Genomic DNA, 11,808 nt, shown 5'->3' on the forward strand with positions numbered 1-11,808 from the left:
CCTTCCAGAAGATGGATCTGCGCGAAAGCTACCGCCGGACCGCGGCGCCGCAAGTCCCCCTACGGGCTTGTGATCACTCGCGCCCGGCGACAGGCGGCGCCGAGGGGTTGCGGGCGCCCGCCGCACGCCAGCGGGCCAGCTCGGCCTGCTGGTCCAGCGCCATCGGGCGATAGGCGTCGAAATAGACGTTCACGTTGAACACCCGCTCGAGCAGGCGGCCGTCATTGTCCCGCCGCCACTGGTAATCCTCGGCCGCAAGCGTCGGGCGGATCGTGGCGTCGCGGCCGAAGCGGGTGGCGTGCGCCACGACCGGCGCATCCGCGGCGGGAATGGCACCCGACGCCGCCGGATTGCCGCCCAGCGCCGCAACGGCATCGCCCAGCGGGTTCGGGTCGGCGCGGTTCGCGCCACCGGGCGTCGGAGGCGGGAGCGCACCGATCGTCTCGGGGATCTCGAGCGGCTTGACGGGCAGGATGCCGAACTCGTCCGGGCCGGGTCCGCTGGCGCGCAGGTTCATCAGCTTCGGATCTCCGCCGCCACAGCCGGCCAGCAGGAGCATCGCCAGTGCCGCACCCGCCCCTGCGCCTCGAGCTGCCCGCATGCCTCGTCTCCTTGCTGCCTCGTGCCCGTCTTTAGCGCAAAGGTTCCGAGCCGTCACGGGGTCTTTCCGCCCCCGCGTCGGCCAGACCCGTTCGACTTGCCGTCCGAGGGCTTGCGTTTCGCCGCGCCAGCCCCGGACTTGCCGGGCGCGGGCTTCGTCTCGCGCGTGAAGAGCACCAGACCGAAGGCGCCCGCAAAGATCGCGATGTCGGCGACGTTGAACGCATAGGGATTCTCGATCCCGCAGCAGGACATGTTGAGGAAATCCGCCACCGCGCCATACAGGATGCGGTCCACCACGTTGCCGATCGCCCCGCCGATCAGCAGCCCGCCGGAAACGCGCGCCATCCGCGACGGCTCGCTGCGGCCGACCCAACGCCAGACCCAGGCCGAGATCGCCAGCGACACCGCGATCAGGCCCCAGCGCACGATCTCCTGGTCCGACGAGCCGATGCCGAAGTTGATCCCCCGGTTCCAGGCCATGCGGAAGGTCAGCCAGGGCGCGACGAGGTCGATCGCCCCCCGGTGCGCCAGCCCGAGTCCCCAGACGACGATCCATTTCGTCGCCTGGTCGATCAGAAAGACGATGAGGGCCGTGAGCGCCGTCAGCCGCATCTCAGTGCCGGAAGTGCCGCTGACCGGTGAAGACCATGGCAAGGCCCGCCTCGTCCGCCGCCGCGATCACCTCGTCGTCGCGCATCGAGCCGCCGGGCTGGATGATGGCCGTCGCCCCCGCCTCGGCGGCGGCGAGAAGGCCGTCGGCGAAGGGGAAGAAGGCGTCCGACGCCACGACCGAGCCTTGCGTCAGCGGCTGGGCGAGGCCCAGCGCCTGCGCCATGTCCTGCGACTTGCGCGCCGCGATGCGGGTGGAATCAACCCGGCTCATCTGGCCCGCACCCACGCCCACCGTGGCGCCGTCCTTCACATAGACGATGGCGTTGGATTTGACATGCTTGGCCACGGTCCAGGCGAAGAGCAGGTCGGCCAGTTCGGCATCCGAGGGCGCGCGCTTCGTCACAACCTTCAGGTCGAGCGCATCGACATGACCCGCATCGCGGTCCTGCACGAGGAAGCCACCCGCCACCTGCTTGAACGCCAGCCCCGGCGCGAGCGGATCGGGCAGGGCCTCGGTCGTCAGCAGGCGCAGGTTCTTCTTGGCGGCGAAGATCGCGCGGGCCTCCTCGTCGGCGCCGGGGGCGATCACCACCTCGGTGAAGATCTCGGTGATCTTCTCGGCGGTCGCCGCGTCGAGCGGCTGGTTCAGCGCGATGATGCCGCCGAAGGCCGAGACGCGGTCGCAGTCGAAGGCGCGCGCGTAGGCCTCGGCCAGCGTCGCGCCACGCGCCACGCCGCAGGGGTTGGCGTGCTTGACGATCACGCAGGCCGGTCCCTCGGCCGGGTCGAACTCGGCCACCAGCTCGAAGGCCGCATCGGTGTCGTTGATGTTGTTGTAGGACAGCTCCTTGCCCTGCCACTGTTTCGCGGTGGCGACGCCGGGCCGGCGCGAGCCGTCGGTGTAGAAGGCCGCCTTCTGGTGCGGATTCTCGCCGTAGCGCATGGTCTGGGCCAGCGTGCCGGCAAAGGTGCGGCGGCGCGGCGCCTCGGCCTTGAGCGCGCCGGCCATCCAGGCCGACACGGCCGCATCATAGGCGGCGGTCCGCGAATAGGCCGTCAGCGCCAGCTTCTGCCGGAAGGCGAGCGTCGTGGCCCCGTCGTGCGCGCGCAGCTCGTCGAGCAGCGCCTTGTAATCGGCCGTATCGGTCACGACGTTCACGAAACGGTGGTTCTTGGCCGCCGCCCGGATCATGGCCGGACCGCCGATGTCGATGTTCTCGATGCAGTCGTCGTAGGAAGCGCCGCGCGCCACCGCCGCCTCGAACGGATAGAGGTTCACCACCAGCAGGTCGATCGGCTCGATCCCGTGCGCGGCCATCGCCACCAGATGCTCGTCATCGTCGCGCAGCGCCAGAAGCCCGCCATGCACCATCGGATGCAGCGTCTTGACCCGGCCGTCCATCATCTCGGGGAAGCCCGTGACCTCGGCCACGTCGCGCACCTTGAGCCCTGCGGCCCGCAGTGTGGCGGCCGTGCCGCCGGTCGAGATCAGCTCCACCTCCAGCTCGGCCAGGGCGCGTGCGAGGTCGAGGAGCCCCGACTTGTCGGAAACCGACAGAAGGGCGCGGCCAACGGGAACAAGATTCGTCATCACATTGCCTCCAGGTCAAAGCCAGGTCAGGGCCGGGTCGCGGGCGGATCGTCCCGGTCCAGGTCACGAATGGCCAGCGGAGTATCCTCTGTCTTGGCCAAGGTCCAGCCGATCCGGGCCTCGTGCCCCACAAGAACGGCGTGGAGGACGATCTGCTTCGTGGCGCGGGGGAGCATGTGGGCGCGGTCGAGATAGACCGAAGGATCGAGCGTCAGCCGCGCCGCGCCCTCGAACCGGAAGGCCCAACGCTCGCCGCTGGAAAGCGTCAGCCCCACGCCGAGCCCGGCGGGCTCGAGGCTCGCCCGCACGTCCGCATGCAGGTGAAACCGCAGGGCGAGGCAAATGCCCTGCCCGCGCGCCGTCTTCAGGACCGAGTCGAGCCGCTTCTTCTCGGCCGGCGTCAGGGCGGCAAGCGTCTCCGAGCCCGAGAGGCTGCGCCCGTCGGGCGCCAGCAGCAGCTCTCGCCGGTGGGTCAGGCCGTGCGTCTCGGCCCATCCGGCATGAACAAGGCTGAGCTGCGTCCCCGCCGCGCCGCGCTGGCGGTGCGCGGAAAGGACGCGGGCCCGCTCGGTCATCTCCTTGCCCGACCGGCCGAGACGGGACGAGGAAAAGCCCTCGATCGCCAGCGTCGAATGCGAGGGAGTCGCGCGTCCCGCCCGGTGCCATTCCGTGCCCCAGGCCCGCCCCGAACCGCAGGAGACGATGACCGGCCGCCGGCCCGAACTCATCTCGAAGGCCAGCGTCGAGGCATGGGCGTGGGGACCGGCCGGAGGGTCCGCCGCATCGACCAGCACGCTCGTCCGCCCGGCCGAGAGGCGCAGGAAGCCCATGGCCGCACCCTCGGCCGGAACGGCGGGCACCGCCGCGGTGGCGAGGGCGCGCTCCACCCGCTCGGCCACGGTGCGGCCGCCGCCGTGGAACCGCGGGAGCCCGCCGTCGGAATGCCGGAGGGCGCGCAGGACGGGCGCGATCCGGTGGATCGCCGCACGATGGGCCTCGGCCACCGGACGGCCAGCGGCCACAAGGGCCGCCTCGGCCTCGGCGAGGATGGCGAACAGCTCGGCCAGTTCCTCGGGGCTGCGCGAGGCGACGGCGCCGTGGGCATCGACCTGCGCCTCGGCCTCGCGCCCCAGCGCCACGGCGGCGGCGGTCACATGGCGGTCCATCCCCTCGAGCACGAGGCCCGCGCGCAGGATCGCCGACAGCGCCTCGATCCGGGCGGGACCGCGGGCGCTGGTCCAGCGCCGCTCGAGGAAGCGGAGCGTCTGCGAGGCCGCGCGGGCCAGGGTCGCCTGATCGCGCTCACCGGCCTCGGCCAGCAGCGCCGCATGGCTCATCCAGCGCCCGAGCCGGTGTGCCGCGAGAGCGGGAGTCCAGCCCGGTCCCCGGCCGCGGCCAAAGCGGGCGATCCAGCGGAAGGTCCAGTCGCGCGCAAGGGCCCGCGCGGGGCGGTCGCCCAGCCCGGCGAGATCGTCGAGCCAGCCGAAACCATGGGCCTCGGCAAGCTGGGCGGCGCCGGCCCCCGGCAGGTCCCACGGCGCCGTGCCGGGCGCCTGCACCAGCCGCCCCTCGACAAGGTGGGTGCCCGCGACCAGCCAGCGCCCGCGCTCGGGCAGGCCGAGGCAGCCGGGCTCTGGCAGAAGCGTGAAGCGGCGCGCCGGGCGGCTGAGCCGCGCGCGCCAGACGGCGAGCCGATCGAGAAGCGCGACCCTGCCCTCGCTCACGCTGCCCCCGCTCCGCTCTTCCGGCTCATGGCTTGCGCACCCGAACCATGTAGAAGCCGTCCATGCCCCCCGCCTCGGCCCAATGGTCGGGGCGCAGGCGGAGGCCGCCCTCGGGGCCGACCCAGCCGGGCTCGATCCCCGCCAGCGACGGGGGCTCGACCCTGAGGGCGGGGTGACGTTCGAGAAGCGCCGAAAGCTGCGCCTCGCCCTCCTCCTCGAGGAGCGAGCAGGTGCAGAAGACGAGGCGTCCACCGGGCTTCAGCATCCCGAGCGCCCGGTCCAGCATCGCGGACTGAAGCACGACCAGCGCCGGCAGTTCGCTGCCGTCCTTGACGAAGGGCAGGTCGGGATGGCGGCGGATCGTGCCGGTGGCCGAGCAGGGCGCGTCGAGCAGGATCGCATCGAACGGCCCGCCCTCCCAGGACAGCAGGTCGGCGGCCACCACCTCGGCCTTCAGGCCGGTGCGGGCCAGGTTCTCGCGCAGACGGACGAGGCGTGGCTCGGACAGGTCGAGCGCCGTGACCTCGGCGCCCGCGGCGGTGAGCTGGAGCGTCTTGCCCCCCGGCGCCGCACAGAGATCGGCGATCCGCTCGCCCGGCTGCGGATCGAGCAGCCGAACGGCCAGCGCCGCGGCCGCATCCTGCACCCACCAGTCGCCCGCCTCGAAGCCCGGAAGGGTCGAGACCTGCCCCGGATCGCGCAGCCGGAAGCTGCCCGTAGGCAGCGGCTCGCCCGGCGCGATCCGCCCCGGCTTCGCCGTCAGGTCGAGCGGAGGCGCCGCGGCCTGCACCGCCTCGATGGCCGCCACCACGCCGCGGCCCCAGCGCCGCACGAGCGGCTGGCGGAGCCACATCGGCATCGGTTGGGCGGGCAGGTCGACAAAGGAGGCGGGCGCGAGCTTGCGCAGCACCGCATTGACCAGCCCCGCCAGATGCTGCGTGCGGCGCCCGCGCCGCGCCAGATCCACGGCGGCATTGACCACGCCGTGCGGAGCGGCGCCCTCGACCGCCATCTCGACCACGGCGAGCCGCAGGATGTTGCGCACCGTGAGCGGGGGCGCCTTGCGCAGATGCGGCGAAAGCAGCCGGTCGGCCGGGTCGAGATGGCGCAGCGCCGTCAGCGCCAGCCGCTGCGCCCGCGCGCGCTCGGCCGGGCCGGCGGGCGGCAACTCGCCCAGCGCCTGCGACAGGAGCCTCCGCTCGCCCAGCACCGCATCGAGAAGCGCCACCGCCATGCCCCGCGCCTCGTCCGCCATGCCGCCTCCTTGTTCCGCCGCTCTCCGGCGGTATATCATGCGGCAAGCCCTTACAAGGAAGCCCGACATGACCGAAGAGACCCGCAAGGACCTTCCGCCCGAGGCGTTGCGCGCGCTGGCCGAGGCCGAGGAGCGCCGCCGGCAGGCCAAGGCGCTCGACCTGCCGAAGGAGATCGGCGGGCGCAACGGGCCCGAGCCGGTGCGCTTTGGAGACTGGGAGAAGAAGGGGATCGCGATCGATTTCTGACCGCGCCCGAGGGGCCGGCCGCCGGGGCTCTGCCCCGGACCCCGGGATATTTCGGCGAGAATGAAAGGGCAGGCCCGGTGAGCGCGGTTCGGGCGGGTCAGAGGCCCAGGACGTCGATCATGTCATACTGGCCCGGACGCTTGTCCTGGCCCCAGAGCGCCGCCCTGAGGGCGCCGCGGGCGAAGATCGCGCGGTCGGTGGCGACGTGGCGCAGCACGATGCGTTCGCCGGCCGCGGCGAAGATCACGTCATGTTCGCCCACGATGTCGCCGCCGCGGATGGCCGAGAAGCCGATGCTGCCCGGCGCGCGGGGGCCGGTGATGCCGTCGCGGCCCGAGACACGGGCGCGGTCCAGATCCGTCCCCCGGCCGCGCGCGGCGGCCTCGCCCAGCATCAGCGCCGTGCCGGAGGGCGCGTCCACCTTCATCCGGTGGTGCGCCTCGACCACCTCGATGTCCCAGTCGGTGTCGAGAGCCTCGGCCACCTTCTGCGTGAGCCGGGTGAGCAGGTTCACCCCGAGGCTCATGTTGCCGGCCCGCACGATGACTGCGTGATGGGCTGCCCATTCGAGCTTTTCGAGGTGGGCCGGATCGAGCCCGGTGGTGCCGATCACATGGACGGCACGGGCCTGCGCGGCCAGTTCGGCGAAATGCACCGTCGCCTCGGGGGAGGTGAAGTCGATGACGGCCTGCGCCTGGGCAAAGGCCTCGAGCGGGTCGTCGGTGACGGTGACGCCGATGGCGGCGCCTCCCATGGCGGCGCCGGCATCGCGGCCGACCCAGTCGCTGCCCGGCCGCTCGACCGCGCCCACGAGGCGGGCCTTGTCCGAGGCGAGCACGGTCTTCATCAGCATCTGGCCCATCCGGCCCGAGGCCCCGGTGACGACGATACCCGGCAGATCCGACATGACGCGCTCCTTGCTTTTCCGCCTTCCTAGCGGCTTCGCGCGTCGCGCGCAAAGGGCGGGGCGCCGCGGGCGTGCCCGGCGGCCGGGGCGGAGGTGCGGCTGCGCCAAGACCGGCCCCTGCGAGCGGCGTTGCGGGGCGGCGCGAAAGGGCCTACATGGGCCTGATGGCACACAGATCCCACACCGGCACCGGCCCCTCGCAACGCCAGCTTCGCGTCGGCGAACTGATCCGCCGCACGCTCGCGGACGTGCTCAACCGTGGCGAGATCCACGACCCCGACCTGAACCGGATGTCGATCACCGTGGGCGAGGTGCGCTGCTCGCCCGACCTGAAGGTGGCGACCGTCCATGTCATGCCGCTGGGTGGCAAGGATGTGGAGGAAGCGATCGCGCTTCTGTCGAAGCACCGCGGCGAGCTGCGCCATCACATCACCCGGCAGATGACGCTGAAATACGCGCCGGACCTGCGCTTCCGGCCCGACGAGACCTTTGACCGGCTCGACGAGACGCGCCGGCTGTTCTCGGACGAGACGGTGCAGCGCGACATCCGCGGCAGCGGGGATGGGGATGAGGACTAGGCTCGTTGCGCTGGCCCTCGCGCTCTGGCCGGCCGCCTGTGCGACGGCCGAGCCGGCCTGCCGTGACCTGACCTTCGAGGGCACGCGCTACAGCCTGTGCGAGGCACAGGCCGGCGACGACATCCGCCTGTTCCAGACCGCGCCCGACGGCAAGCCCTACGGCAGCTTCGAGCGGATCAACAGCGCGCTGGCGCCCGAGGGGCGGCAGCTTGCCTTTGCGATGAACGCGGGCATGTATCACGCCGACCGCCGGCCGGTGGGGCTGCTGGTCGAGGAGGGCCTCGAGCGTGCGCCGATCGTGACCTCGGCCGGGCCGGGCAATTTCGGGATGCTGCCCAACGGCGTCTTCTGCGTGGGCGAGGGCTATCGCGTGATCGAGTCGCGCGCCTTTGCGGCCGAGCGGCCCGCCTGCCGCTTTGCCAGCCAGTCGGGCCCGATGCTGGTGATCGGGGGCAAGCTGCATCCACGCTTTCTGGTGGACAGCGATTCGCGCTATGTGCGCAACGGCGTGGGGGTCAGCGCCGACGGCAGCCGCGCCGTCTTTGCGATCTCGAACCGCCCCGTCACCTTCCACGAGTTCGGCCGTCTCTTCCGCGATGCCCTGGAGCTGCCCGACGCGCTCTATTTCGACGGCTCGATCTCGCGCCTCTACGATCGCGGCGCGCGCCGGTCGGACTGGGGCACGCCGATGGGCCCCATCGTGGGGCTGGTGGTTCCGACGCCCTGACCGCAGGCGCCGTTGACGCGACCGGCGCGAGGGGCTAGCAGGCGGCCTTCTTTCTGGAGGGACGAGCATGGGACGGACGCGCAAGGGCCGGGCGATCTCTGGCTGGCTGGTGGTGGACAAGCCCGCGGGCATGACCTCGACCGCGGTCGTGAACAAGGTGCGCTGGGCGCTCGGGGCGCAGAAGGCGGGCCATGCGGGAACGCTCGACCCGGATGCGACCGGGGTCCTGGCCGTTGCGCTGGGCGAGGCCACCAAGACCGTCCCCTACATCACCGACGCGCTGAAGTGCTACCGCTTCATGGTGCGGCTGGGCGTGGCCACGCGGACGGACGATGCGAGCGGCGAGGTGATCGCCACCTCGGAGGCGCGGCCGGCGGACGCGGAGATCGAGGCGGCGCTGGCGGCCTTCCGCGGCGAGATCATGCAGGTGCCGCCCCAGTTCTCGGCGGTGAAGGTCGAGGGCGAGCGCGCCTATGACCTCGCACGCGAGGGCGAGCGGCTGGATCTAGCCCCCCGGCCGCTCTGGGTCGAGAGTCTCGAGCTGATCTCCCGGCCGGATGCGGACCATGTCGAGCTGGAGATGGTCTGCGGCAAGGGCGGCTATGTCCGCTCGATCGCCCGAGATCTCGGGCAGGCGCTGGGTTGCCACGGCCATGTCGAGTGGCTGCGCCGGACCTGGTCGGGGCCGTTCGAGGCCGAGGACGGGATCTCGGTCGCCACGATCGACGAACTGGCCAAGAGCGAGGAGCTGCTCACGCATGTCATGCCGCTGGCCTGCGGACTGGCCGATCTGCCGGAGCTGCCCGCCACGGCCGAGGGCGCCGCGCGGCTGAAGTGCGGCAACCCAGGCATGGTGATCGCCTCGGACGTGGAGTTCGGCGAGGAAGCCTGGGCCAGCTTTCAGGGCCAGCCGGTCGCGGTCGGCATCTACAAGGCGGGCGAGCTGCATCCGACGCGGGTGTTCAACCTCTGAGGGGCTGTCTCGGGCCCTCGCCTCCCTGCGCTCCGTCACGTCAGGCGCCGCCCCGGGTGCGGGTGGCCGGGCAACCGCGTTCCACGCGCGGCGGCCCCTTCGGAACAACCCTCCACCGGCGCGGCGAAAATGGGGAAACACGACGCGCCGGAACGGGTTAAGCTGCGGCAACCGAGAGTGACAGGAGAAGCATCATGGATGCCCAGAAGATCCGGACGACCGAGGGCCGCGGCAGGCTCTACGACAGCGTGCTCGACACGGTGGGCAACACGCCCGTCATCCGCATCAACAATCTCTCGCCCAAGGGCGTGACGATCTATGTGAAGGCCGAGTTCTTCAATCCGGCGAGTTCGGTGAAGGACCGGCTGGCGCTAAACATCATCGAGGCGGCGGAACGGTCGGGCAAGCTGAAGCCGGGAATGACGGTGGTCGAGGCGACCAGCGGCAACACCGGGATCGGCCTTGCGATGGTCTGCGCGCAGAAGGGCTATCCGCTGGTGATCACCATGTCCGAGGCCTTCTCGGTCGAGCGGCGGCGGCTGATGCGGCTTCTGGGCGCCAAGGTGGTGCTGACGCCGCGGGCGGGCAAGGGCTTCGGCATGTACAGGAAGGCGCAGGAGCTGGCCGAGGCGAACGGCTGGTTCCTGGCCAGCCAGTTCGAGACGGACGCCAACGCCGACATCCACGAGGCGACCACCGCGCGCGAGATCGTGGCGGATTTCGAGGGCCAGCGGCTCGACTGGTTCGTGACCGGCTACGGCACCGGCGGGACGGTGACGGGGGTGGCGCGTGTCCTGCGCCGCGAGCGGCCCGAGGTGAAGATCGTGCTGTCGGAGCCTTCGAACGCGCAGCTGGTGGGATCGGGCGTCGCGCAGGAGCGGAATGCGGACGGGACGGCGTCCTCGGGCCATCCGGCCTTCGAGCCGCATCCGATCCAGGGCTGGACGCCGGACTTCATCCCGAAGGTGCTGCAGGAGGGGCTCGACGCCGGGGCTTGTGACGAGCTGATCCCGGTCTCGGGCGAGGACGGGATGAAGTGGGCGCGCGAACTGGCGGCCAGGGAGGGCATCCTCACCGGGGTCTCGGGCGGCTCGACCTTTGCGGTGGCGCTGGAGGTGGCCCGGCGGGCGCCGGAAGGGTCGGTGATCCTGGCGATGCTGCCCGACACGGGCGAGCGCTACATGTCCACTCCGCTCTTCCAGGCCATCGGCGAGGAGATGGACGAGGAAGAACAGGCGCTTTCGGCCTCGACCCCGAGCTTCCAGCTCTGAGGCGGACAGCCTTGGCGGAGGCGCCGCGCGAGGGGGCATCGAACCCCCTCGCGCGGCCCTGCCGGGGACGAACCGATCCGGGGCCTCGGCTACGGAACCGGCGCCCCTGCCCTTGCCGGCGCGGCCGCCGCGCGGGGAGGCGGCCGAACCCGCGCCCTTGCCCTTCCCGGCGCGGCCGCCTAGGTGGAGGCGGCCGAACCGGAGGGCAGATGATCACGCGCAGCTTCGTGAAGGGCGATGCGCCCTCGACCGCCGTCTATTCCGACTGCGAACGCTACCGCTATCTGTTGACGCGCATCTGGGACCCGGCCGGCGCGAAGGCGCTGTTCATCATGCTCAATCCCTCCACGGCCACCGAATACCAGAACGACCCGACGGTGGAGCGCTGCGAGCGGCGGGCCCGGGCGCTCGGCTTCGGGGGGTTCCGTGTCTGCAACATCTTTGCCTGGCGGGACACCGACCCGAAGAAGATGCGCGCGGCGCCCGATCCGGTGGGCAATCCCGAGAATGACGAGGCGATCGCCCACTCTGCCCCGTGGGCCGACCGGATCGTCTGCGCCTGGGGCACGCATGGCGCCTTTCTCGACCGGGGGCGGCAGGTCGAGGCGCTGCTCCGGGCGACCGGACTGCCGCTTCACCATCTCGGGCTGAACCAGGACGGCCAGCCGAGGCACCCGCTCTACATCGGCTATCACCAGCCGCCGATCCTCTGGGAGTGACGGCGCCGCCCGCCCCCGCCGTCGGCGGAGAAGACGCTTTCCTTTCAGGCGTTTTTCCCGTATAGGCGCACATCCGCCCCTTGTGGCGGAGCTACAGGGCCCTGCTGGACGACATCCCGGCTTGCGCCGTCACACACAGAACATGGAGTATCCGATGTCGATCACCGTCGAAGAAAAAGCCCGTCTCATCAAGGAATACGCTACCAAGGAAGGCGACACCGGCTCGCCGGAAGTCCAGGTGGCGATCCTCAGCTCCCGCATTGCGACGCTGACCGAGCACTTCAAGTCCCACAAGAAGGACAACCACTCCCGTCGGGGTCTCCTGATGATGGTGGCGCAGCGCCGCAAGCTGCTCGACTACCTCAAGAAGAAGGAAGAAGCCCGCTACACCGCGCTCATCGCGCGTCTGGGCCTCCGCCGCTGACCTTGAAGCGCGCCCTGCGGGGCGCGTTTTCCTATTACGGACGCGGGGACGGTCTCCGCGGATGACGGCCTCCCCGACGGGCTCCGCGGGACAGGCCACGGCATGAGACAGGAGCCACGGGCATGCGGCCCGTACGCAACAGGCCGGGCGGAGGGTCCCCCGGTCAGGACAGGAAAC

The 11,808-nt window shown here is 71.4% G+C and carries 13 protein-coding genes; 7 read left to right on the forward strand and 6 right to left on the reverse strand.

The features are described from left to right. Positions 1-73: 73 nt before the first annotated feature. The 5 genes from FG154_RS10705 to FG154_RS10725 are packed head-to-tail and all read right to left on the reverse strand — an operon-like array spanning position 74 to position 5,785. On the reverse strand, positions 74-601 hold the full coding sequence (locus FG154_RS10705; protein ID WP_145107490.1) for a DUF3035 domain-containing protein: 528 nt from the start codon (positions 599-601) through the stop codon (positions 74-76). Positions 602-654: 53 nt separating this feature from the next. Then, entirely contained in the window at positions 655-1,215 is a 561-nt protein-coding gene (gene lspA, locus FG154_RS10710) for a signal peptidase II (RefSeq protein ID WP_145107494.1), read from the reverse strand. 1 nt (position 1,216) lies between these two features. After that, positions 1,217-2,806 carry a bifunctional phosphoribosylaminoimidazolecarboxamide formyltransferase/IMP cyclohydrolase gene (purH, locus tag FG154_RS10715; protein WP_145107496.1) on the reverse strand — a complete coding sequence of 530 codons (1,590 nt, stop codon included), beginning with the start codon at positions 2,804-2,806 and terminating at the stop codon, positions 1,217-1,219. Between the two features lie 26 nt (positions 2,807-2,832). Further along, positions 2,833-4,530 (reverse strand): heparinase II/III family protein, encoded by a 1,698-nt coding sequence (locus FG154_RS10720; protein ID WP_145107498.1) that lies wholly within the window; start codon positions 4,528-4,530, stop codon positions 2,833-2,835. 25 nt (positions 4,531-4,555) lie between these two features. Beyond that, a complete protein-coding gene (locus tag FG154_RS10725; protein ID WP_145107499.1) occupies positions 4,556-5,785 on the reverse strand; it encodes an RsmB/NOP family class I SAM-dependent RNA methyltransferase in 1,230 nt (409 codons plus the stop codon). A gap of 67 nt (positions 5,786-5,852) precedes the next feature. Between FG154_RS10725 and FG154_RS10730 the strand changes: the two genes are divergently transcribed. Next, the gene (locus tag FG154_RS10730) at positions 5,853-6,032 is read left to right on the forward strand and encodes a DUF1674 domain-containing protein (protein WP_009563153.1); all 180 of its coding nucleotides are present in this window, start codon (positions 5,853-5,855) and stop codon (positions 6,030-6,032) included. 97 nt (positions 6,033-6,129) lie between these two features. On the opposite strand, the gene dapB is transcribed toward FG154_RS10730, so the two are convergent. Then, entirely contained in the window at positions 6,130-6,939 is an 810-nt protein-coding gene (dapB, locus tag FG154_RS10735) for a 4-hydroxy-tetrahydrodipicolinate reductase (protein WP_145107502.1), read from the reverse strand. A 164-nt stretch (positions 6,940-7,103) separates the two neighbouring features. Between dapB and rbfA the strand changes: the two genes are divergently transcribed. The 6 genes from rbfA (at position 7,104) to rpsO (ending at position 11,631) form a co-directional block, all read left to right on the forward strand. Next, positions 7,104-7,517 carry a 30S ribosome-binding factor RbfA gene (gene rbfA / locus FG154_RS10740; protein ID WP_181318508.1) on the forward strand — a complete coding sequence of 138 codons (414 nt, stop codon included), beginning with the start codon at positions 7,104-7,106 and terminating at the stop codon, positions 7,515-7,517. Further along, positions 7,507-8,244, forward strand: coding sequence for a phosphodiester glycosidase family protein (locus FG154_RS10745; protein ID WP_145107506.1), 738 nt, complete (start codon positions 7,507-7,509; stop codon positions 8,242-8,244). The genes rbfA and FG154_RS10745 overlap by 11 nt, the downstream gene beginning before the upstream one ends. A gap of 67 nt (positions 8,245-8,311) precedes the next feature. Beyond that, positions 8,312-9,217 (forward strand): tRNA pseudouridine(55) synthase TruB, encoded by a 906-nt coding sequence (gene truB, locus FG154_RS10750; RefSeq protein ID WP_145107508.1) that lies wholly within the window; start codon positions 8,312-8,314, stop codon positions 9,215-9,217. A 194-nt stretch (positions 9,218-9,411) separates the two neighbouring features. Then, positions 9,412-10,488 (forward strand): cysteine synthase A, encoded by a 1,077-nt coding sequence (cysK, locus tag FG154_RS10755; RefSeq protein WP_145107510.1) that lies wholly within the window; start codon positions 9,412-9,414, stop codon positions 10,486-10,488. 209 nt (positions 10,489-10,697) lie between these two features. Continuing rightward, a complete protein-coding gene (locus FG154_RS10760; protein ID WP_011909865.1) occupies positions 10,698-11,207 on the forward strand; it encodes a DUF1643 domain-containing protein in 510 nt (169 codons plus the stop codon). 154 nt (positions 11,208-11,361) lie between these two features. Continuing rightward, a complete protein-coding gene (rpsO, locus tag FG154_RS10765) occupies positions 11,362-11,631 on the forward strand; it encodes a 30S ribosomal protein S15 (RefSeq protein WP_011909864.1) in 270 nt (89 codons plus the stop codon). Positions 11,632-11,808: the final 177 nt, after the last annotated feature.

This window comes from Cereibacter sediminicola (genome assembly GCF_007668225.1).
GTDB lineage: Bacteria > Pseudomonadota > Alphaproteobacteria > Rhodobacterales > Rhodobacteraceae > Cereibacter_A > Cereibacter_A azotoformans.